This window comes from Frigoribacterium sp. MCBA15_019, from assembly GCF_001864945.1.
In the GTDB taxonomy this organism is placed as follows: Bacteria; Actinomycetota; Actinomycetes; order Actinomycetales; family Microbacteriaceae; genus Frigoribacterium.
On the sequence record NZ_MJGS01000012.1, the window covers coordinates 474,666 to 495,056 of the forward strand.

Annotated in this window: 19 protein-coding genes and 1 tRNA gene; 9 read left to right on the forward strand and 11 right to left on the reverse strand. The window is 70.6% G+C overall.

Annotated features, from left to right (window positions below):
• Positions 1 to 33: 33 nt before the first annotated feature.
• Both BIV04_RS11415 and BIV04_RS11420 read left to right on the forward strand, forming a co-directional pair.
• A complete protein-coding gene (locus BIV04_RS11415) occupies positions 34 to 900 on the forward strand; it encodes a DeoR/GlpR family DNA-binding transcription regulator (RefSeq protein WP_255364267.1) in 867 nt (288 codons plus the stop codon).
• A gap of 72 nt (positions 901 to 972) precedes the next feature.
• Positions 973 to 1,914 carry an aldose 1-epimerase family protein gene (locus tag BIV04_RS11420; protein ID WP_071256387.1) on the forward strand — a complete coding sequence of 314 codons (942 nt, stop codon included), beginning with the start codon at positions 973 to 975 and terminating at the stop codon, positions 1,912 to 1,914.
• Between the two features lie 456 nt (positions 1,915 to 2,370).
• On the opposite strand, the gene BIV04_RS11425 is transcribed toward BIV04_RS11420, so the two are convergent.
• Positions 2,371 to 2,443, reverse strand: a tRNA-Lys gene (locus BIV04_RS11425).
• Positions 2,444 to 2,591: 148 nt separating this feature from the next.
• Between BIV04_RS11425 and BIV04_RS11430 the strand changes: the two genes are divergently transcribed.
• The 3 genes from BIV04_RS11430 (at position 2,592) to BIV04_RS11440 (ending at position 5,550) form a co-directional block, all read left to right on the forward strand.
• Positions 2,592 to 3,221, forward strand: a complete 630-nt coding sequence (locus BIV04_RS11430) for a hypothetical protein (protein ID WP_055977451.1) — start codon at positions 2,592 to 2,594, stop codon at positions 3,219 to 3,221.
• A gap of 803 nt (positions 3,222 to 4,024) precedes the next feature.
• Entirely contained in the window at positions 4,025 to 4,621 is a 597-nt protein-coding gene (locus tag BIV04_RS11435; protein WP_071256389.1) for a sigma-70 family RNA polymerase sigma factor, read from the forward strand.
• Entirely contained in the window at positions 4,618 to 5,550 is a 933-nt protein-coding gene (locus BIV04_RS11440; protein ID WP_083396383.1) for an anti-sigma factor domain-containing protein, read from the forward strand. The genes BIV04_RS11435 and BIV04_RS11440 overlap by 4 nt, the downstream gene beginning before the upstream one ends.
• A 143-nt stretch (positions 5,551 to 5,693) precedes the next feature.
• Here the strand turns inward: BIV04_RS11440 and pstB are convergent, their stop codons facing one another.
• The 10 genes from pstB to BIV04_RS11490 form a co-directional block, all read right to left on the reverse strand.
• Positions 5,694 to 6,473: a phosphate ABC transporter ATP-binding protein PstB gene (pstB, locus tag BIV04_RS11445; RefSeq protein ID WP_054146880.1), complete on the reverse strand. Its 780-nt coding sequence runs from the start codon at positions 6,471 to 6,473 to the stop codon at positions 5,694 to 5,696.
• A 64-nt stretch (positions 6,474 to 6,537) separates the two neighbouring features.
• The gene (gene pstA, locus BIV04_RS11450) at positions 6,538 to 7,632 is read right to left on the reverse strand and encodes a phosphate ABC transporter permease PstA (protein ID WP_054146879.1); all 1,095 of its coding nucleotides are present in this window, start codon (positions 7,630 to 7,632) and stop codon (positions 6,538 to 6,540) included.
• Positions 7,632 to 8,594, reverse strand: a complete 963-nt coding sequence (gene pstC / locus BIV04_RS11455; RefSeq protein ID WP_043597255.1) for a phosphate ABC transporter permease subunit PstC — start codon at positions 8,592 to 8,594, stop codon at positions 7,632 to 7,634. Before pstC ends, pstA begins: the two co-directional genes overlap by 1 nt.
• 135 nt (positions 8,595 to 8,729) lie before the next feature.
• Entirely contained in the window at positions 8,730 to 9,830 is a 1,101-nt protein-coding gene (locus tag BIV04_RS11460) for a phosphate ABC transporter substrate-binding protein PstS (protein WP_369825316.1), read from the reverse strand.
• A 226-nt stretch (positions 9,831 to 10,056) separates the two neighbouring features.
• Positions 10,057 to 10,998, reverse strand: a complete 942-nt coding sequence (locus tag BIV04_RS11465) for an NUDIX hydrolase (protein WP_071256390.1) — start codon at positions 10,996 to 10,998, stop codon at positions 10,057 to 10,059.
• Positions 10,995 to 13,166: an RNA degradosome polyphosphate kinase gene (locus BIV04_RS11470; RefSeq protein WP_071256392.1), complete on the reverse strand. Its 2,172-nt coding sequence runs from the start codon at positions 13,164 to 13,166 to the stop codon at positions 10,995 to 10,997. Before BIV04_RS11470 ends, BIV04_RS11465 begins: the two co-directional genes overlap by 4 nt.
• Positions 13,167 to 13,321: 155 nt before the next feature.
• A complete protein-coding gene (locus tag BIV04_RS11475; RefSeq protein WP_054146872.1) occupies positions 13,322 to 13,540 on the reverse strand; it encodes a hypothetical protein in 219 nt (72 codons plus the stop codon).
• A gap of 142 nt (positions 13,541 to 13,682) precedes the next feature.
• Positions 13,683 to 15,158, reverse strand: coding sequence for a hypothetical protein (locus BIV04_RS11480; RefSeq protein ID WP_071256394.1), 1,476 nt, complete (start codon positions 15,156 to 15,158; stop codon positions 13,683 to 13,685).
• Between the two features lie 96 nt (positions 15,159 to 15,254).
• Positions 15,255 to 16,088 (reverse strand): mycothiol synthase, encoded by an 834-nt coding sequence (gene mshD / locus BIV04_RS11485; protein WP_071256395.1) that lies wholly within the window; start codon positions 16,086 to 16,088, stop codon positions 15,255 to 15,257.
• 10 nt (positions 16,089 to 16,098) lie between these two features.
• Complete coding sequence (locus tag BIV04_RS11490; protein ID WP_043597237.1) at positions 16,099 to 16,779, reverse strand: winged helix-turn-helix domain-containing protein; 681 nt, start codon at positions 16,777 to 16,779, stop codon at positions 16,099 to 16,101.
• 113 nt (positions 16,780 to 16,892) lie between these two features.
• On the opposite strand from BIV04_RS11490, the gene BIV04_RS11495 reads away from it, so the two are divergent.
• The 4 genes from BIV04_RS11495 (at position 16,893) to BIV04_RS11510 (ending at position 20,386) form a co-directional block, all read left to right on the forward strand.
• Positions 16,893 to 17,183 carry a hypothetical protein gene (locus tag BIV04_RS11495; protein ID WP_054146868.1) on the forward strand — a complete coding sequence of 97 codons (291 nt, stop codon included), beginning with the start codon at positions 16,893 to 16,895 and terminating at the stop codon, positions 17,181 to 17,183.
• A gap of 202 nt (positions 17,184 to 17,385) precedes the next feature.
• Positions 17,386 to 18,009: an FABP family protein gene (locus BIV04_RS11500; RefSeq protein WP_071256396.1), complete on the forward strand. Its 624-nt coding sequence runs from the start codon at positions 17,386 to 17,388 to the stop codon at positions 18,007 to 18,009.
• 34 nt (positions 18,010 to 18,043) lie between these two features.
• On the forward strand, positions 18,044 to 19,237 hold the full coding sequence (locus BIV04_RS11505; RefSeq protein WP_071256397.1) for a folate-binding protein YgfZ: 1,194 nt from the start codon (positions 18,044 to 18,046) through the stop codon (positions 19,235 to 19,237).
• Between the two features lie 33 nt (positions 19,238 to 19,270).
• Positions 19,271 to 20,386: an aromatic acid exporter family protein gene (locus tag BIV04_RS11510; RefSeq protein ID WP_177174810.1), complete on the forward strand. Its 1,116-nt coding sequence runs from the start codon at positions 19,271 to 19,273 to the stop codon at positions 20,384 to 20,386.
• Positions 20,387 to 20,391: the final 5 nt, after the last annotated feature.

The window sequence follows — 20,391 nt, forward strand, 5'->3', positions numbered from 1 at the left end:
CGAAAGTACGTGAAAGCATACGAAACTAGCCGGGTGAACGGCAACTCGACCCCGCCCCCGGTGCCGCAGTCCGCGCCGCTGCCGGGCGAGCGGCGTCGCGACCGCATCGCCGACCTCGTCGGGCGTCGCGGGTTCGTCCGCACGGCCGAGCTGGCGCGCGAGTTCCGGCTGTCCGAGGTGACGATCCGCACCGACCTCGAGAGCCTCGCGGCCGACGGTCTGCTCTCGCGAGTGCACGGCGGGGCGCTGTCCGTCGACCGGCCCGCCGAGCGACCGTTCGAAGAAGAGAGCTCGGTCTCGACCGAGGCAAAGAGGGCGATCGGGGTCGAGGCCGCGTCGCTCGTGCGCTCGGGCGACTGCGTCGTGCTCGACGTCGGCACGACCACCACGCAGATCGCGTTGGCCCTGCTCGAACGGCACGACCTCGAGGGGGTCGTGGTCGTGACGAACGGCCTCACCATCGCGCTGGCGCTCGAGCAGGCGGTGCCACGGTTCACCGTGATCGTGTCGGGCGGCACCTTGCGACCGCTGCAGCACTCGCTGGTCAATCCACTGGCGACGAGCGTGTTCGCGAGCGTGACGGCCGACCTGGCGTTCATCGGCTGCACCGGCGTCCACGCGACCCACGGCGTGACGAACGTCAACCTGCCCGAGACCGACCTCAAACGCCTCATGACCCAGACGGCCCGCCGGTCCTACATCGTGGCCGACGGCAGCAAGCTCGGTGAGGCCCACCTGGGCGTCATCGGGCCGCTCGAGACCTTCGAGGGGCTCGTCACGGCGGGTGCCGACGACGGTGCCGTCGCCGAGCTGCGTCGAGCCGGCCTCGCCGTCGTGACCGCAGGAGGCGCGGGCGAGGTCGACGCGCCTCCTCGCGACCCGGCCCCCTCGCGTCCCTGAGCCCAGGGGTCCTCACCACGGGGCCGCACGAGATCCCGGACGCCACCGACAGCCGAGAGCGAGACTGGAACGATGACGACGAGCAACCCGACCGGAGAGCAGTACGACCTCACCCTCGAGCACGACGGGCACCACGTCACGGGTGTCGTCACGCAGGTGGCGGCGGGCATCCGCGCGCTGGCCGTCGACGGCGTCGCCCTGACCGAGACGTTCGGCGCCGACGAGGCGCCGCCCTCGGCCTGCGGCATCACGCTCGTGCCCTGGCCGAACCGCGTCGCCGGCGGCCGGTGGTCGCTCGACGGGCGCGAGCAGCAGCTCGACCTCACCGAGCCGGCCAAGGGCAACGCCAGCCACGGGCTGCTGCGGTACACGGCCTACCGGGTGGTCGAGCGCGAGCCCCACGCCGTGACGCTCGGGGCGACGGTGTTCCCGCAGCACGGCTATCCCTTCCAGCTCGACACGACCGTGCGGCACGAGCTCGTCGCGGACGGCATGGTCGTCACGCACACGATCACGAACGTCGGCTCCGACCGGGCCCCGTTCGCCGTCGGGTCGCACCCGTTCTTCCGGGTGGGCGACCACGACCCGGCGGCGCTGACCGTCACGCTGGCGGCGGCGACGCGGTACGAGACGGACGAGGCGAGCATCCCGGTCGGCACGTCACCCGTGGCGGGTACCGAGTTCGACCTGTCGCAGGGGCCGCGCCTGGGCGACCTCGACCTCGACACGGGCTACCGCGACGTCGAGCCCGACGCCGACGGCGTGCGCACGACGACGTTCACGGCCCCCGACGGTTCGGCGACCGAGCTCTGGCAGGACGCCTCGTTCGAGTACGTGCAGGTGTTCACGCCCCGCAACTTCCCCCGTGATGGCGTGAAGGGGCTGGCCGTCGCCGCCGAGCCGATGACGGCACCGGCCAACGCGCTGGCCTCGGGGGAGGGTCTGCGCTGGCTCGACCCGGGCGAGACCTGGACGGGCAGCTGGGGTGTGCGGTACCGGGCGACCGGCGTCTAGCGGCCCTTTCCGTGGTGGACCGGCGAGCGCATTGTCCGGATTGCGCGAAGCTGGGACCGGTCGGCGTGCGTCCGCGTACCGTTCACTGCTGTCTCCCCAGGGCCCCCCTGACCCTGACGTACCCCGTAGCGACCCAGACGGCTTGCCCGACACCTGTCGCGGGGAGGCAGAGCGCCCCTCCCGGCCCGAACCGGAGGGGCGCTTTCTCTCGTCCTCGACAGAAAAGCCGACACCTGACGTCTTGAGGGCGTATGTTCTGCGCGTACCAGGTGGGTGGGACCCACCTGAAATCGGGGGACAGGATTCGGGTTCAGTCTCTCGTGGTGGGGCCGCCGCATTCGGGTGCGACGTCGGCCCCGCCTTCCCGGGTGGCGGAGAGCGGCCTCTGGAGTCGCGGGAACGCGGGCTCGAAAGCCGGACGACGTCGAACATCGCAGGGACTGCGACGGATACAGGTGGGCCCCGTGGGGCTCGAACCCACGACCCGCGGATTAAAAGTCCGATGCTCTACCAACTGAGCTAGAGGCCCGTGCGTGTCCAGTTTACGGGATGCCGCGCCTCCCGGTCGCCAGGCCGCCCCGCGCCTCCTCGGGGGAGCCGGTGTCGCCGGGTGCCGGCGGTGGTGCCGTGGGCGAACGCTCGGCTCGGTGTCGGTGGTCGCGCCTATCGTGGGTCCGGTGCCGAGACCTTTCCACCGCCCGACCCAGTTCTCGGGGTCCGAGTTCGAAGCCTTCCAGGGCGGAGACGACCCCGCGACGATGAACCGCGTCGCCCACGAGTCGGCCTCGGCCCTCGTCGCCCGCGTCAAGCACGACCCGAGCCCCGAGATCCTCGACCGGCTCGTCACCTTCACCGACCAGCACGGCATCGACGCGGTCGCCGAGTTGTGGGCACGGGCCAGCCCGCACAGCCTGCCCGGCGCCCTGTGGCGCATCTACCTCGTGCGGGCCGTCATCCGGCAGAACCCGGTCGAGGTCACCCAGCTCTTCGAGCGTGGGGTCGAGGTCGCCACCACGATCGACCCGGTCGTCGCCGGGGCCCCGGCGCCGGCCAGCCCGGAAGAGATCCTCGAGCTCGCCGACCTGATCCTCCGCGGTGTCTTCGTCGGGGACTTCGCCATCGCGCTCGAGCGAGGTGCCGCGTTCTGCCGCCTCGCCGCCGCCGGAGCCACCTCGGTCGCCGACGACCAGGACGCCGTCGGGTCCGACCGCGCCGGTGAACTCACGCGCCGCGCCCTGCGCTTCAGCGAGCTCGGCGTCGACCTCGTCGCCTGCGCCCACCTGTGGCGCGACGACAGTCTCGACTGAGCGACGCCCCGCGCGTGGCCTGATCCGGAGCCGGGCTGCATGCGATCGGGCGGGCTCGACACGCGCGGACCCGTGCGGCGTTCGCACGACGCGAACTCGTCGGACCGCTCGGCCCGGGGCGGGTAAAGTCTCTCTGGTCGGGCCGCAGTAACCCCGGGCTCCAAATTTAGCCGCTTCGAGCGGCCTCGCGCCGAGAGGCGTTTCTGCGGTCCGGCACCTCTTCCTCCCGAGACGAGCTCTCGGTCGAGACCCGGCGTGACGACCGACCGTCGCCCTCCTCGTGGCGCGACCCGCGCCTCCTCGTCCCGTCCGGGTCCCCGCACAGCGCCCTCGCCCACGTGTGCAAATCGCGACAACTCGGCAGCGTCCGACGACTACAAAGGGAAAGCGAGCGGCGAGTCCGGGTCCGGATGTCGGGTTCGGCACGCACTCCCGTCCGCCGCCGGTCGGGTTCGGCCCAGCACACCGACCGGGCGACACGACCCCACACGAATGTTCGCCCAATCCGCCCGGCCCCCGGTGCCGAACCATTCACGTGAGGGATCCACGATCCCCCGCCGACACCCGTCCTCCCTAAGCTTCGGGCGTCGGCGGGCTGGTCTCCCTGCGATGCACCGGGCCTGAACGCCATCCCAGACGGCCGCATCGCAGGGGGTCCCGCCCGCACCACGGACACCGCACCACGAAGCACCACGAACACCGCACCACCAAGCACCACGAAGCACCACCCGCCCCACATCACGATCCGCCCCGGATCGCGAGCCACGAACCGACGAACAGTGCGACCGGAGGTGAACCCTGACATGCTCGAACTCGTGACCCGAGAGACAGAGACGCCCGAGACCGGGCCCACCCCGTCGACTCCCGACGAGTTGTTGCCGCGAGTCGCACAGGGCGATCAGACCGCCTTCGCCGCGCTGTACGACCAGACGGCGCCCCGCGTGCTCGGCCTGGTGAAGCGGCTCCTCAAAGACCATGCCCAGTCCGAAGAGGTGACCCAAGAGGTCTTCCTCGAGATCTGGCAGAACGCCACGCGCTTCGACTCCACCCGGGGCAGCGCCGCCAGCTGGATGCTCACGATGGCGCACCGCCGGGCCGTCGACCGCATCCGCGCCTCCCAGGCCGGTCGTGACCGCGACCTGAAGATCGGCGTGCGCGACCTCGAGACCGACTACGACTCGGTCACCGAGTCCGTCGAGATCCGCATCGAGCACGAGCGTGTCGAACGGGCCCTCGGACGCCTCACCGAACTGCAACGGCAGGCGGTGAAGCTCGCCTACTACGGCGGCCTCAGCCACAGCGAGGTCGCGAAACTGTTGGACGTGCCGATCGGCACGGTCAAGACCAGACTGCGCGACGGCATGATCCGTCTGCGCGACGAGATGGGGGTGGCTTCGTGACCGACCACGACGAGCCCACGCGAAACCGCCACGCGGACGACGCGGGCACCACGAACGTCGACACCGACAACCTGTCCGGTGCCTACGTGCTCAACGCATTGAGCGACGACGAACGACACGCGTTCGAGGCCCTCCTCGACGACACATCAGACCAGCACGACGACACCAGGACGGAGGTGGCCGAATTGAGAGAGACCGCATTGTTGCTCGCCCACGCGGCCCGGCCCGTCACCCCGTCGGCCGAGCTCCGCGCCAGCGTGCTCGACCTCATCGCGTCGACGCCGCAGCGGGCGCCGCTCACGGCGACGGCCACGACGGCAGACCACGACATCGCGACGACCGCAGGAGGCGCGGGTGACGACGACCACGAACGTCGCGTCGAGCGCACTCCCGCCCCCGAGATGGAGCCCAGCGAGTCCGAGGGTGCCCGCGTGCTCACACCGACCGGGGCCGCGCACCGTCGCTGGTTCACGCGTCCCGTCGCCGTCCTCGGTGCGGCCGCCGCGGCTGCCGCGCTCTTCTTCGGCGGTGGAGCCCTCGTCGAGGGCCTCGGTCAGTCCGGCCAGCAGCAAGAGCAGCAGGCCTCCGGCATCGACGAGATCTACGCCGCGAGCGACTTCCAGCGCTCGGTGGCCGACGTCAGCACCGGTGGCAAGGCGACGCTCATCTGGTCGAACGAACTCGGTCGCTCGGCCGTCGTCGTCGACGGGATGACCTCGCTGCCCGGCGACCAGACCTACGAGCTCTGGTACATCAACGACGACGGCGCCGTGCCCGCGGGCACCTTCGACGCCTCGTCGAACGCCCCGGCCACGCACGTGCTCAAGGGCGAGATGAACGCAGGCGACACGGTCGGCATCACGGTCGAGCCCGCGGGTGGATCGTCGTCGCCGACCAGCGACCCGGTCGTCGCGATCCCCAGCGCCTGACCCGGCACGCCTGACCCGACCCGCCTGACCTGCCACCACACGCGAGAGGCGGTCCACCACCCGGTGGACCGCCTCTTCTCGTGCCCGCCCCGCCTGCGCGCGACGTGCGGGTGCGCCTCACCCCGAGGAGGCGCGGTGCCGGATCAGCCGAAGCGACCCGACACGTAGTCTTCCGTGGCCTGCACGCTCGGGTTCGAGAACATCTTGGCGGTGTCGTCGTACTCGATCAGCTTGCCGGGCTTGCCGGTGCCGGCGATGTTGAAGAACGCCGTCTTGTCGCTGACGCGGCTGGCCTGCTGCATGTTGTGGGTCACGATGACGATCGTGTACTGCTGCTTGAGCTCCTCGATGAGGTCCTCGATGGCGAGCGTCGAGATCGGGTCGAGGGCCGAGCAGGGCTCGTCCATCAGCACGACGTCGGGGGAGACCGCGATGGCCCGTGCGATGCAGAGCCGCTGCTGCTGACCGCCCGAGAGGCCCGAGCCGGGCTTGTCGAGGCGGTCCTTGACCTCGTTCCAGAGGTTCGCGCCCTGCAGCGACGACTCGACGAGGCCGTCCTGGTCGCTCTTGGACATGCGGCGGTTGTTGAGCTTGACGCCCGCGAGCACGTTGTCGCGGATGCTCATCGTCGGGAACGGGTTGGGGCGCTGGAACACCATGCCGACCTGACGGCGGACGAGCACGGGGTCGACGCCGGGGCTGTACAGGTCGTTGCCGTCGATCAGCACCTCGCCCTCGACGTAGGCGCCGGGGATGACCTCGTGCATGCGGTTGAGCGTGCGGAGGAAGGTCGACTTGCCACAGCCCGACGGGCCGATGAACGCGGTGACCGTGCGGGGCTCGATGGTGATGTTGACGTCTTCGACGGCCTTGAACTTGCCGTAGTAGACGTTGAGGTCGTTGACCTCGATGCGCTTGGACACGGTGATTCCTTCGGGGTGGGAGCCGGACGGGGGCCGGGGTCGAGTACGGGTCGGGGCGGCCGGGTCAGCGGCCGAGCTTGGGGGCGAACACGCGGGCGATCAGGCGGGCCAGCAGGTTCAGCGCCATGACCATCAGGATCAGGGTGAGGGCGGAGGTCCAGGCCCGGTCGATGAAGGCCGCCGCGTCGGTGCCCTGGCTCACGTACGAGCTGTAGGCGAACACCGGCAGCGACTGCATGCGACCGTCGAAGAGGTTGTAGTTCATGCTGGCGGTGAAGCCGGCCGTGATCAGCAGCGGAGCGGTCTCACCGATGATGCGCGCGATGGCCAGCATGACGCCGGTCGTGATGCCCGCGACCGAGGTGGGGATGACCACCTTGACGATGGTCAGCCACTTCGGCACGCCGAGGGCGTAGGCGGCCTCGCGCAACTCGTTCGGCACGAGCTTCAGCATCTCTTCCGTGCTGCGTACGACGACCGGGATCATCAGGACGGCGAGTGCCACGGAGCCTGCGGCGCCCATGCGCACGCCTTCGCCGAAGAAGATCACGAAGAGGGCGTAGGCGAACAGGCCGGCGACGATCGACGGGATGCCCGTCATGACGTCGACGAAGAACGTGATCGCGCGGGCCAGACGACCCTGGCCGTACTCGACGAGGTAGATGGCGGTCAGCAGGCCGATCGGCACCGAGATGACCGCGGCCAGGGCCGTGATCAGCAGGGTCCCGGTGATGGCGTGCAGGCCACCGCCGCCGGCTCCGACGACGTTGCGCATCGACATCGCGAAGAAGTCGGCGTCGAACCGGTTGGAGCCCGACGTCACGACCGTGAAGAGCAGGGAGACCAGCGGGACCAGCGCGATGATGAACGCGGCACTGACGGCGGTCGTGACGACGCGGTCCTTCGCGCGGCGGATGCCCTCGATCTGCATCGCGACGACGAAGACGAGCACGGCGTAGAGCACGGTGCCGAGGATGATCGCCCCGACCCAGTTGAAGGACTCGGTGACGCCGGCCGCGTTCAGCAGCGCGAAGACGACTCCCATGACGACCCAGCTGCCGAGCAGGATGACCAACGGGGCGGCCTTGGGCAGACGGCCCGTCGTGAGGGCGTTGACCGAGGGGCTGGACCGGCGCACGCCGGCGGTGGTGGTGGCCATCAGTTCGCTCCCGAGAAGGCCTTGCGGCGGTTGATGACGTAGCGGGCGATCGAGTTGACGATCAGGGTGATGACGAACAGCACGAGGCCGGTCGCGATCAGGGTGTTGATGCCGATGTCGTGCGCCTCGGGGAACCGCAGGGCGATGTTCGCCGCGATCGTCGAGGAGTTCGTCGAGGTCAGGATCGCGGGGTTGATGACGAGCGCCGGCGAGAGCACGAGGGCCACCGCCATGGTCTCGCCGAGAGCGCGACCGAGGCCCAGCATCGCGGACGAGATGACACCGGGGCGGCCGAACGGCAGAACGGCGATCTGGATCATCTCCCAGCGGGTGGCGCCGAGGGCCAGGGCGGCCTCTTCGTGCAGCACCGGCGTCTGGAGGAAGACCTCGCGGCTCAGGGCCGTGATGATCGGCAGGATCATCACGGCGAGCACGATCGAGGCGGTCAGGAGGGTGCGACCCGTGCCCGAGACGGGGCCGGCGAAGAGCGGGAACCAGCCGAACGTGCTGACCAGCCAGTCGTAGAAGGGCTGGATCGCGGGGGCGAGCACGATGCTGCCCCAGAGGCCGAAGACGACCGACGGCACGGCGGCCAGGAGGTCGATCACGTAGCCGAGTCCCTGGGCGAGCTTGCGGGGCGCGTAGTGCGAGATGAAGAGCGCGATGCCGATGGCGACGGGGAGGGCCATCAGGAGGGCGAGGGCGGCGGCGTAGACCGTGCCGAACGCCAGCGGTCCGACGTACTGCCAGAACGATCCGGGGTAGCCCGAGAGCGAGACGTCCTCGGGAGCCGCGGTGAGGGCCGGGATGCTCTGCACGATGAGGAAGAGCGCGACGGCCGCGAGGATCGCGAGGATGAGACCACCGGCGACGACCGTGCTGCCCGAGAAGATCCGGTCGGCAGGACGTCGCTTGGGCTTCGGGACGACGGCGGGGGCCGAGGTCGTGGCGGGGGCGGTCATCGGACGGGGTCCTCCGGAGGCTCGGGTGGGGTTCGGGGGGTGGTGCGTGGTGCTGGGGGTGGTGCGTGGTGCCTGTCAGGCCGATGGCCCGGGAACGCACGCGGTGCGTTCCCGGGCCCCCGGGGTGGTGCCGTGTTACTTGATCAGTGCGATGGCGTCGGCGACCTGACCCGAGAGCGTGCTCGAGATCGGGGCCGAGCCGGCGGCGTCGGCCGCGACCTTCTGGCCGTCTTCGCTGGTGACGTACGAGAGGTACGCCTTCACGAGCTCGCCCTTGGCGGCGTCCTCGTACGACTCGCACGCGATCAGGTAGCTGACCAGGACGATCGGGTAGACGCCCGCGGCGGTCGAGGTGCGGTCGAGCTCGATGGCGATGTCACCGTCGGTGCGACCCTCTTCTTCGGGCGACTCGTCGACGATGGCGGCAGCGGCCTCGGCCGAGTAGCCGACGAAGTCGTCGCCGACCTTGACCTTGGCGACACCGAGGTCACCGGCGCGCGAGGCGTCGGCGTAGCCGATGGTGCCGGTGCCGTTGGTGACGGCGTCGATCACGCCGGTGGTGCCCGAGGCACCCTCGCCGCCGAACGCGGTCGGCCAGGTGCCGTCGGCCTCTTCGGTCCAGGTGTCGGCCGCCGTGGCGTGGAGGTAGTCGGTGAAGTTCTCGGTGGTGCCCGAGTCGTCCGAGCGGTGGACGGCGGTGATGCCCGTGCTGGGCAGGTCGGCGTCGGGGTTGTCGGCCTTGATCTCGGCGGCGTCCCAGGTGGTGATCTTGCCGCTGAAGATGCCGGCGATGGTGGCGGGCGTCAGGTTGAGCTCGTCGACGCCGTCGAGGTTGAAGACGACCGCGATGGGCGAGACGTAGGCGGGCAGCTCGACGATGCCGGTGTCGGGCGTGCAGCCGGCGAAGGTGCTCGACGAGATCTCGTCGGTCTTGAACGCGCGGTCGGAACCGGCGAAGTCCGCGGCGCCCGAGATGAAGCTCTCGCGGCCGCCACCCGAACCCTGCGGGTCGTAGTTGATGGTGACGTCGGGGTTGGCGGTCTGGAAGCCCGCGACCCAGGCTTCTTGCGCAGCCTGCTGCGACGAGGCGCCGATGCCCGAGATGGAGCCGGAGAGGTCGCTGGCCGATGCGTCGCCCGAGGGCGAGGCGCCGCCTTCGTTGCTGGCGCAGGACGCGAGGAGCATGGTTCCGACCGCGGCGATCGCGACGATGCTGCCGGTGCGCTTGAAGTTCACAGGGGGTCCTTTTCGGGATGTGATGGCTGGGTGCTGTGGGCCAGGTGCCGACCCGTGCGAGACGCTACGGCGACGGGTTAACCACGGTCGCCTGCCCCGGTGAACGGAAGGTGAACGAGGGGGGAACATCGGCCGGGACAAGCGCGTCCCGACAGAGGTCGGCCCCCGCCCGTCGCAGACGGGGGCCGACCGTCTCGACGACGAAGGGGAGCCGAGGAGGCGCGGGTCAGGCGGCCGGGCCGTGGGTCTCGATCGCGACGAGCGCCGTGTCGTCGACCGAGACGTGCAGCACCGTGAACTCGGCCGTGCCGAGCGACGAGGCACGGCGCAGGTCGATGCGGTCGCCCCCCTTGGTGCCCAGCGAGATCTGCCGGATGACCTCGGGCAGCACGGGGCCGTGGCTGCAGATGACGGCCGCGACCTTCTTCTTGAGTCGCTTCTTGACGACCCCGGCGACGTCGTCCGTGCCTTGTTCGAAGGCGTCCTGGCTGATCGCGTCGGTCTGTCGGACGCCGACCCGGGTCAGCTCGGACAAGGGCTCGAGCGTGGCCAGGCACCGCGCCGCCGTGCTGCTGACGATGCGCGTCGGGGCCCAGGCCGCGATGACCGGTGCGACCGACTTCGCCTGGCGGCGGCCCTGGGGCAGCAGAGGGCGCGTGGCGTCCGAGCCGTGCCAGTCGGACGGCGACGTCGTCTTGGCGTGACGGAGGGCCACGATCGGGAAGGTGCGAGCCCTGCCCGTCCTCACCCGGTCGGCGAAGCGCTGGAGCACGTCGGCGTCGCGGGCGTAGGTCAGCATCGCCTTCGCCTTGTCGATGCCGACCCACTCGATGGCGGCGACCTCGTGGTTGGGCGTGAACGCCCCGGCCTGGGCGACGGACTCGTCGGTCACCTCGGCGGACCAGTAGTGCACGACCTTGTCGCGACCGCCGGGCAGCAGGTACTCGGCCGTGCCGAGCGGGGCGCCCAGCGTGACGCGGTAGCCGGTCTCTTCGTGGATCTCTCGAACGGCCGTCTGGGGCGTCGCCTCACCCGGGTCGACCTTGCCCTTGGGCAGTGAGACGTCGCCGTGGTGGTCGCGGTGGATCAGCAGCACCCGGACCTTGCCCTCGACCAGCCGCCAGCAGACGGCGCCCGCGGCGACGACGGTCGTCGAGGTGACGGTCATCGCTTGGAGCGCTTCCGCTGCGTGATGGCCTTCATCTGGGCGTTCTGCAGATCGGTCAGCGATCGGCCCTCGGCGTCACGGGCGTGGCGGGTCCAGGTGCCGTCGGACTCGAGCCACCAGGAGGCGGTCTCTTCCGACATGGCCTGCTCGAACAGGTCGGCGACCTCGGTGAGGTGGTCGGCCTGCGTCAGGCGCACCAGGGCCTCGACGCGACGGTCGAGGTTGCGGTGCATCATGTCGGCGCTTCCGATGAAGACCTGCGGGTCGCCGTCGTTGGCGAACCAGAACAGACGGCTGTGCTCGAGGTAGCGCCCGAGGATCGACCGCACACGGATGTTGTCGCTGAGCCCCGGCTCGCCCGGCTTGATCGTGCAGATGCCGCGCACCCAGACGTCGACGGGGACGCCGGCCTGGCTCGCCTTGTAGAGCGCGTCGATGATCTGCTCGTCGACGATCGAGTTGATCTTGATGCGGATGCCCGAGGGGCGCCCGGCCTGCGCGTTCTCGATCTCGTTCTGGATCTGCTTGAGCAGACCGCGACGGAGGTAGCGGGGAGCCACGAGCAGTCGCTTGAACTTCTTCTCGATCGCGTAGCCCGAGAGCTCGTTGAAGAGGCGGGTCAGGTCTTTGCCGACCTGGTCGTCGGCGGTGAACAGGCCCATGTCTTCGTAGATGCGGCTGGTCTTCGGGTTGTAGTTGCCCGTGCCGATGTGCGTGTAGTGCTTCAGCGTGCCCTTCTCCTGGCGGATGACCAGGGCGAGCTTGCAGTGGGTCTTGAGCCCGACGAGGCCGTAGACGACGTGCACGCCGGCCTTCTCGAGCTTGCGCGCCCAGGTGATGTTGTTCTGTTCGTCGAACCGCGCCTTGACCTCGACGAGCGCGAGGACCTGCTTGCCCGCCTCGGCGGCGTCGATGAGGGCCTCGATGATCGGGCTGTCACCGCTCGTGCGATACAGCGTCTGCTTGATGGCCAGCACGTTGGGGTCGGCGGCGGCCTGTTCGAGGAACGCCTGCACGCTGGTCGCGAACGACTCGTACGGGTGGTGCACGAGGATGTCCTGCCGCGCGATGCTGGCGAACATGTCGGGCTTCATGTTCGGCTCGGTCTGCTGCAGCTGGACGGCCGTGGTCGGCAGGTGCTTGGGGTACTTGAGGTCGGCCCGCGCCATCTTGGTGATCTCGAACAGGCCGGCCAGGTCGAGGGGGGCCGGCAGCTTGTAGACCTCTTGGTCGGTCACGTCGAGTTCGCGCACGAGCAGCTCGAGGGTCACCGGGTCCATGTCGTCGGTGATCTCGAGGCGGATCGGCGGACCGAACCGACGGCGCAGCAGCTCGCGCTCGAGGGCCTGGATGAGGTTCTCGGATTCGTCCTCGTCGACCTCGACGTCCTCGTTGCGGGTGACGCGGAACACGTGGTGCTCGACGACCTCCATGCCGGGGAAGAGGTCTTGCAGGTGGTTGGCGATCAGGTCCTCGAGGGGGATGAACCGCACGCGCCCGCTGTCGTTGTCGGGCAGCTGCACGAAGCGCGGCAGCATCTGCGGCACCTTGAGGCGCGCGAACTCCTGTCGCATCGTCTTGGGGTTGCGGACGCGGATGGACAGGTTCAGCGACAGCCCCGAGATGTAGGGGAAGGGGTGGGCCGGATCGACCGCGAGCGGCATGAGCACCGGGAAGATCTGCTCGGCGAAGATCTCGCGCATGCGCACCCGGTCGGCCTCTTCGAGGTCGGACCAGTTCTCGATGTGGATGCCCGCGTCGTCGAGGTCGGGCTTGACCAGGTCGAGGAACGCCCGGGCGTGACGTTCTTGCAGCTCGTGGGCCTTCTTGTTGATGTCGGCCAACACCTCGTTCGGCCCGCGCCCCACGTTGGTCGGCACGGCGAGGCCCGTCGCGATGCGGCGCTTCAGGCCGGCGACGCGCACCATGAAGAACTCGTCGAGGTTGCTCGCGAAGATCGCCAGGAAGTTGGCTCGTTCGAGCAGCGGCGTGGTCGGGTCCTCTGCGAGTTCGAGCACGCGCTGGTTGAACGCCAGCCAGCTCAGCTCGCGGTCGAGGTAGCGCTCGGCGGGCAGGGTGCCGTCCTCGAAACTGACGATCTCGTCGAAGTCGTCGAGGAAGTCTGGGGTGACGCCGGCGCCGTCGACGCGGGGTTCGCTGCTGTCCATCGCACCATCGTGCCACCCCCGACCGCCTCTCAGCGTCGTCCCGGGTAAACGCGAGATGACGTGTGGATACCCGGCGGCCGGGGGAGGAGCGGTCGGGCGAACGACGACGCCCCCGCCGGGTCGGCGGGGGCGTCGTCGTGCGGGTGGTGTCGTGCCTACTTCTCTTCGTTCTTCAGGGCGAGGCCCAGGGCGAAGAAGGTCGGCGCCCAGTGGCCGATGAAGATGCCCCAGCGGTCGGACTGCGCCTTGTCGGACGAGTCCTTGCCCTGCGAGGCGATCCAGGCCACGAGGGCGATGACGATGGAGGCGAAGCCTCCCCAGTAGGCGTGCTTGCTCTGGAGGCCGAGATCGGAAAGGAACTTGACGGGGTTCATGGTGTTCTCCTGACGATGGGATGCGTGCCGTGCGCGGTGCCTCAATCCACTCCACGGTGCTGTGAGCGCGATGGCAGATCCGCTCGGCCCCCTGGAGTAAGCCCCGCCGAGCCGTTCATGTACCCCGGTTGTACCCCTCGGTTCAGGTGAGCGGAGTGGCGACGCTCGACGTGAAGGTGGCGCCGTCGGCGGTCACGTCGCTGATCAGGCCGCCCACCCGCACCGGCACCGGTGCGAGCGAGCCGTAGACGCCGCTGTTGCCCGCGGCGTCGACCCCCTGGGCGGTGAAGGAGGCCGAGCCCGGTGTCGTCGTGCTGACCGTCCAGCCGCCGTCCTGCCAGTCACCGACGGTGAACTGCGGCGCGGACTCGAGGGTCCATTTCTGTCCGGACAGCGTGTACCGGCCCGACTCCGTGTCGTAGAGGCCGAAGCTGCAGCCCTCCGGACGCAGGTCGGTCGAGGCGATGCAGCCCGCGACCCAGGCGTCGACGGCGGCGGTCGCCGCCGTGGTGCCCGCCGGCGTGAGGGTGGTGGTGAGCAGGGTCGGCTGGGCGGCGACGTCGGCACCCTCGACCACGGCCGTGGCGGCGGTGGCGGAGTACGACTCGTTCTCGCCGGCGAGGGCGACCTCGTAGCTGCCGGGGAAGGCCTTGAGGCTCACCGAGCCGTCGGACCCCCGTGTGACGGGCGTGTCGTCGACGGCGATCTCGGCCGACGCCGGGCCGGCGACCTGCACCGAGACCGTGCCGAGGTCGACCGGCTGGAGCGCCCAACGGTCGAAGAACAGCAGATCGCGCCCGTCGCGCACGAGGGTGAAGTCCTGCGCGTGGGTCGACCCGTCGGCGCGGTGCACGACGGCCTCGACCTGCGCGTCGTCTCCGTCGGTCGAGACGGCGCCCACCTGGAACCCGTCGACCTGATCGTCGGCCGCGGCGTAGGCGTCGTCGGTCAGCAGGACGTCGCCGTCGGCGACCTCGGTGCCGTCGAGGGCCAGGGCACGTTCGACCTCTCCGGCCTGGACCGCGCCGAGGTAGTCGCGGACGGTCGCCTCGGGCCGGTGGGAGGCGCTCATCGTGGCGAACGTCACGGCACCCGCCACGACCAGCACGAGAAGCAGAGCCGCTCCGCCGATGAGGCCGATCAGCAGTCGCCGACGTCGCGCGGCCTGCTCGGGCGTCCTCGGTGCCGGGGGAGTCGGAGCCTGCGCGTACGCGAACTGCTGGGTCGGCTGGCCATGGGCATCCTGCCCGGGCGCCTCCTGCGGCTGTCCGTACGCGCCGTGGGGTTGCTCGTACGCACCCTGCGGCTGTCCGTACGCGCCGTGCTGTTGCTCGTACGCACCCTGCGGTTGTCCGTGGTCGCCCGGTTGCGGCGCCGAACCGTAGAGCTGGTGTCCGTAGCCGGACGGCTGCTGCCCCTGCCCCTCGGGCTGCTGCCCGTACGGCAGGCCCTGGTACGGGAACGCGGCAGGCGCTGCCGCCGGCTCGTGCCCCTGCCCCTGAGTCTGCTGCCCCTCGTGCTGCTGCCCCTCGTGCTGCTGCCCCTGGTGCTGCTGTTCCTCGGGCGGCGGCCCGTCGTGCCCCTGGTGGTCGCCGCTCGGTCTGGTCTGATCGGTCATGATGCCCCCTCGATCGCTGTCATCCGACCCGCAGCATATCGGTGGACCGGATCGGCGCGCACCCCCCGATCGAGAACGGGCCTCCGTGGGCAGCGCTCAGCGCGTGAGCGTGTACTGCACGTCGACCGCGTGGTCCGTGAACCCGCGAGCCGCGTAGAGCCGGAGGGCAGCGGTGTTGTCGCCTTCGACGTACAGCGCCGCGGTGTCGGCCCCGCGCTCGCGGAGGCGGGCGAACCCGGCGTCGACCACCGCGCCTCCGAGTCCTTCGCCCTGGTGGTCGGGCGAGACGCCGACCGCGTAGAACTCACCGGGCTGACCCTCGTCGAGCTTCAGCCAGCAGAAGGCGAGCAGTTCGTCACCGCGCCAGAGCAGGACGAAGTCGCCGGCGTCGAACCACGGCTCGGCCTGCCGGGCGTCGAGGTCGGACTGGACGAGCGAGCCCTGCTCGGGGTGGTCGGCGAACGCCCGGGCGTTGAGGTCGAGCCAGGCCCGATCGTCGACGCCCGGTCGGAACGAGGCGACCCGGTCGCCGTCACGCAGGCGGGGTGTGCGGGGCTCGGTGGGGACGTCGGCACGCTGTTGCAACAGGCGCCGCGTCTCGGCGAGGCCGAAGCGCGCGGCGAGCACGCGCGAGCCCGGGTGGTCGCCATGGGCCCAGAGCAGCAGCGGACCCTCGGTCTCGTCGACGAGTCGCTGCAGCAGCTCGGCACCGCGCCCTTGCCGGCGGTCGTCGGGGTGCACGACCAGTTCGGCCTCGCCGTCGCGCAGAACCGCTGCGGCGTGCGGATCGCCGACCACGGTCGCCACGCCCGACCGGACGTCGACCAGCGTCTGGTCGGAGAACGGCGGGCTGCCGTCGGCCTCGGTGGCCGCGCGAGCGAGCGTGGGCACGAAGGAGGCGCGGGTCGCGTCGGCCGCGCCCGTCACCACGCCACCGTGCTCACGAGACGACCGCCTGGGCGTCGTCGTCGTAGACGTTGAACCGGTAGCCCACGTTGCGCACGGTGCCGATCAGCGACTCGAGGTCGCCGAGCTTGGCCCGGAGGCGCCGGACGTGCACGTCGACCGTGCGCGTGCCGCCGAAGTAGTCGTAGCCCCAGACCTCGCTGAGCAGTTGCTCGCGCGTGAAGACGCGGGACGGATGCGTGGCGAAGAAGCGCAGCAGCTCGAACTCTTTGAAGGTGAGGTCGAGGGGTCGGCCGTGCACCTTGGCCGAGTAGCTGGCCTCGTCGATGACGACACCCGAGGCGTGGATCTTCGAGCCGTTCTGCGACTGCGCGAGACGACCCGTGACCAGGCGGATGCGGGCGTCGATCTCGGCGGGACCGGCGGTCTCGAGGATGACGTCGTCGACGCCCCACTCGCTGTTGACGGCGGTCAGCCCGCCCTCGGTGAGCACCAGGACGAGCGGCACCGTGACGCCGGTGGTGCGCAGGATCTTGCACAGCGACTTGGCGCTGGCGAGGTCGGCGCGGGCGTCGACGAAGATCAGGTCGCTCGAGGGCGCGTTCACCAGTTGCGCGGGTTCGGCCGGGATCTGCCGGGTACGGTGGCTGAGAAGAGCGAGCGACGGCAGGACGTCGGGGCCGCCCGCTGAGGTCAGTACCAAGAGCTGCGCCACACGACCTCCAGTGAATGTACTGTCGAGCAGTCTAAAACATGAGACCCCGCCACTCCGACCATCCGATGCTAGGGCAGGTCGGCAGAACGGCGGACACGAACGAGGGACGAACGGTGCAGGCAGGCGAACGAGACGTCGACGCGACGACGGCACGGCTCAAGCCGATCACGGTCGTCCCGGTCTGGGCCGCCACGCTCGTCGTGGCCGTGCTGATCGGCCTGCGGTCGCCCGCCTCCGAGTACTGGGACCACGTCGTCCTCGCCCTCGGCGGGGCCATCGTGCTCACCTTCGTGCTGCAGCTGGCCACGAGCCAGAAGGACGGCCTGGTGTCGCGCACGATGCTCAGCACCTGCGGCAGCCTGGTCATCCTAGCCGTCGTGACGGGCGTCTTCGCGCTCGTGTGACCACCGGCCCCACGGCTCGTCTGAACGGTCGCCCCGAAGGACTGGGCACGTCGGTGGTCGCCGGGTAGGCTCGACGACATGGATTCCCTGCTCGCACTCGAGGTGTTCTACATCGGGCTCCTCGGCCTCGCCACCCTCGCCATCGGCTTCGTCTCGGTCGTCGTCCTGCTCAAGTTGTTCAAGGGTCAGCGCTGACCGCTCCATGATCGACATCCCCACCGACCTGCCGTCCGAGCTCGTCCCCCTCTCGTGGTTGATCGGCGTCTGGCAGGGCACCGGCGTCGTCGACTACAAGATCGGCGAGGGCGACCCCGACGCCGAACCGGGCACCGAACGTCGCACCCACGAGTTCGGCCAGCGCATCAGCTTCAGCCACGACGGCCTGCCGTTCCTCAACTACAGCTCGTTCACCTGGCTGCTCGACGACGAGCACACGCCTCTGACGAGCGAGACCGGTTACTGGCGCCTCGAACGCCCGGCCGAGCCGGGTGACCGCGGCCCGGGCATGCTGCCCGGCGTCGGCGTCCAGCCGTTCACCTCGGCCCGCGCGGTCGAGATCCTGCGCACGCCCGACGACGGCTTCGGCCTCGAGGTGCAGATCGCCCACCCGACCGGCGTCAACGAGCTCTACCTCGGTCGGGTCAAGGGTCCGCGCATCGACCTCGCCACCGACGCCGTCGTCCGGTCGAGCAACGCGAAAGAGTACTCGGCCGCCACCCGCATGTACGGCCTCGTCGAGGGCAAGCTCTTCTGGGCGTGGGACATCGCGGCCCTCGGCCAAGAGCTGCGTTCTCACGCATCCGGGCAGCTGGCGCGCGTTGACTGACGTCGGCGACCCGACCCTCGAGACCACGGGCCCCGTGGTCTCGCCGTTCTCGTCGCGCGACGGCTTCGTCGACGACGGTTCGGGCGTGGCGGCGCACTACGGCAACCCACTCGGCGAACAGCGCCTGCTCGCCCGGGGGGCGGCGGTCGTCGACCTGTCCGACCGCGGCGTGCTGACCGTGACGGGGCCCGACCGGCTCAGCTGGCTCAACTCGCTGACGAGCCAAGCCCTCGTCGCCCTCGCGCCGGGAGTCTCGACCGAGACCCTATTGCTCGACGCCAACGGACGTCTCGAGCACGCAGCCCGCGTCCTCGACGACGGTGAGACCACCTGGCTGCTCGTCGACCGCTCCGAGGTCGACCCCCTCGGCACCTGGCTCGACCGGATGCGCTTCATGCTGCGCGTCGAGGTCGCCGACCGCACGGGCGACGTCGCGACGATCGGCTCGATGCACGACCTGCTCGGCGGTGGCCACGGCGCCGAACCGCTCGTCCCGGTCATGACGTCGCACGACACGGCGCTCGTCTGGGTCGACCCCTGGCACGAGGTGACCGCCGGCGGTCACAGCTACGCCGACTCCGACCGTCACCCGGGCCACGACTGGACCTACCGCGAGAGCCTCGTCCGACGATCCGACCTCGACGCACTCGCGGCCCTCCCGGCCGAGCGGCTCGCCGTGGCGGGCACCCTCGCGCTCGAGGCCCTGCGCATCGAAGCCTGGCGTCCCCGACTCTCGACCGAGGTCGACGAGCGCTCCATCCCGCACGAGCTCGACTGGATGCGCAGCGCCGTGCACCTCACCAAGGGGTGCTACCGCGGTCAAGAGACCGTCGCCAAGGTGCACAACATCGGCCACCCGCCGCGGCGGCTCGTCATGCTCCACCTGGACGGCAGCGACGGCGTGCTGCCCGAGCGGGGTGCCGAGGTCGTGCTGGCCCCGGTCGCGGGCAGCGCCCCCGACGAGGCCGACACCGCAGGAGGCGCGGTGCCCGTCCCCGAGGCGACCGCACCCAGGTCGGTCGGTCACATCACGAGCGTCGCCCTCCACCACGAGCTCGGTCCCGTCGCCCTCGCGCTCGTCAAGCGCGGCACCGACGAGTCCGCCCCGCTGGCCGTCGTCGTCGACGACCTGATGATCGCGGCCGCGCAAGAGATCGTCGTGCCCGCCTCGGCCGGTGCCGCCGCGGGTGTTCCCCGGCTGCCGCGCCTCGGCGCCGTCCGCCGCTGACGGCCCGGTGAGGCAGTGCACCCGGGCCCGGTCGTGACCGGGCCGACGCGCGGCGGCGGGCTGCGACGCGGTTGGCACCGCGCCTCCTCGTCCTTCGACGTGCGCGACGCGACGGCGCGCACGATCGCGTCCGGTCCGGCGATCGTCCAGATCGTGCTCGCGGTGGCCGGGGCCTACGCCATCACGCATTACGGCCTCGGGCACGCGATCCCCCTGCTGGCCGTCACCATCACGATCTCGTCCCTCGGCCTGGCCCGCGACGCCCGCCCGCGACGGGTGCTCGAGAACGCCGTCGGCGTGCTGATCGGCATCGCGCTCAGCGAGGTCCTGCTCCTGGTGGTGGGCAAGGGGCTGTGGCAGATCGCCCTCGTGCTGTTCGTGACGCTGCTGGTCGCGCGGTTCTTCTCGTCGAGCAGCGCCTTCGCCGCGGCGGCCGCGACCCAGTCCATGCTCGTCATGCTGCTGCCCGACCCCGACGGCGGGGCGTTCGTCCGCAGCATCGACGGCGCCGTCGGGGGAGCCGTGGCGTTGCTCGTCACGGCGATCGTGCCCCGTGACCCGGTCGGCCTGGCCCGCCACGACGCCCGGCGCCTGTTCGACGAGGTCGACCGGGCCTTCGCGGCGCTGGTCGGCGCCCTCCGCACCGACGACGCCCCGCGGGCCGACGACGCCCTCGAGCGGCTGCGGTCGACGCAGCCGGTGCTCGACGACTGGTCGTCCACCCTCGAGTCGGCCGAGTCCATCGCCCGACTGTCGCCGTTCCTGCGCTCTCGGCTGCCGGATCTGCGGCAGCAGGCGACCGTCCGGCGCTACGTCGACCTCGCCGTGCGCAACCTGCGGGTGGTCGCGCGGCGGCTCGACACGCAGCTCGGCGACGGCGTCGACCGGTCGGCTCTGGCCGACCTGCTCGAGTCGACCTCGCGCGCGGTCGCCGTGCTCGGCCGCTCGGTGCACGACGTCGAGCAGCGGCCCGTCGCCCGCGAGGCCCTGTCGGCCGTCGCCCGTCGACTCGACCCGACGGTCGTGCTGCCCGGCGCGCCCGTGACCGAGGCGATGGTCGTGCTGATGCTGCGCCCGCTGCTCGTCGACCTCCTGATGGCCACCGGACTGGACCACGACGAGGCCCGAGCGCGGCTCGCCCGCGTCTGAGGAGT

Bases quoted from the DNA above. Each gene is read 5' to 3' on its own strand.
- pstC (WP_043597255.1), bottom strand. From the start codon at position 8,594: ATGACCGCCCCCGCCACGACCTCGGCCCCCGCCGTCGTCCCGAAGCCC.
- BIV04_RS11475 (WP_054146872.1), bottom strand. From the start codon at position 13,540: ATGAACCCCGTCAAGTTCCTTTCCGATCTCGGCCTCCAGAGCAAGCAC.
- BIV04_RS11500 (WP_071256396.1), top strand. From the start codon at position 17,386: ATGATCGACATCCCCACCGACCTGCCGTCCGAGCTCGTCCCCCTCTCG.
- BIV04_RS11420 (WP_071256387.1), top strand. From the start codon at position 973: ATGACGACGAGCAACCCGACCGGAGAGCAGTACGACCTCACCCTCGAG.
- BIV04_RS11435 (WP_071256389.1), top strand. From the start codon at position 4,025: ATGCTCGAACTCGTGACCCGAGAGACAGAGACGCCCGAGACCGGGCCC.
- BIV04_RS11470 (WP_071256392.1), bottom strand. From the start codon at position 13,166: ATGGACAGCAGCGAACCCCGCGTCGACGGCGCCGGCGTCACCCCAGAC.
- pstA (WP_054146879.1), bottom strand. From the start codon at position 7,632: ATGGCCACCACCACCGCCGGCGTGCGCCGGTCCAGCCCCTCGGTCAAC.
- BIV04_RS11465 (WP_071256390.1), bottom strand. From the start codon at position 10,998: ATGACCGTCACCTCGACGACCGTCGTCGCCGCGGGCGCCGTCTGCTGG.
- BIV04_RS11480 (WP_071256394.1), bottom strand. From the start codon at position 15,158: ATGACCGATCAGACCAGACCGAGCGGCGACCACCAGGGGCACGACGGG.